Origin of the sequence: Massilia sp. Mn16-1_5 (assembly GCF_004798585.1) — a bacterium.
In the GTDB taxonomy this organism is placed as follows: domain Bacteria; phylum Pseudomonadota; class Gammaproteobacteria; order Burkholderiales; family Burkholderiaceae_D; genus Telluria.
The window spans coordinates 1-255 of sequence record NZ_PPXQ01000086.1 but is presented as its reverse complement, the minus strand read 5'-3'; the positions used below and the strand labels follow the sequence as shown (position 1 = coordinate 255).

The 255-nt window shown below is 52.2% G+C and carries 1 rRNA gene; it reads left to right on the top strand.

What is annotated here, in order from left to right:
* Positions 1–255 (top strand): 16S ribosomal RNA (locus tag C2862_RS25145); the annotation flags it as partial.

Sequence of the window (255 nt, the reverse complement as noted above, 5' to 3'; positions counted from 1 at the left end):
TGGGGAGTACGGTCGCAAGATTAAAACTCAAAGGAATTGACGGGGACCCGCACAAGCGGTGGATGATGTGGATTAATTCGATGCAACGCGAAAAACCTTACCTACCCTTGACATGTCAGGAAGGCCGAAGAGATTTGGCTGTGCCCGAAAGGGAACCTGAACACAGGTGCTGCATGGCTGTCGTCAGCTCGTGTCGTGAGATGTTGGGTTAAGTCCCGCAACGAGCGCAACCCTTGTCATTAGTTGCTACGCAAG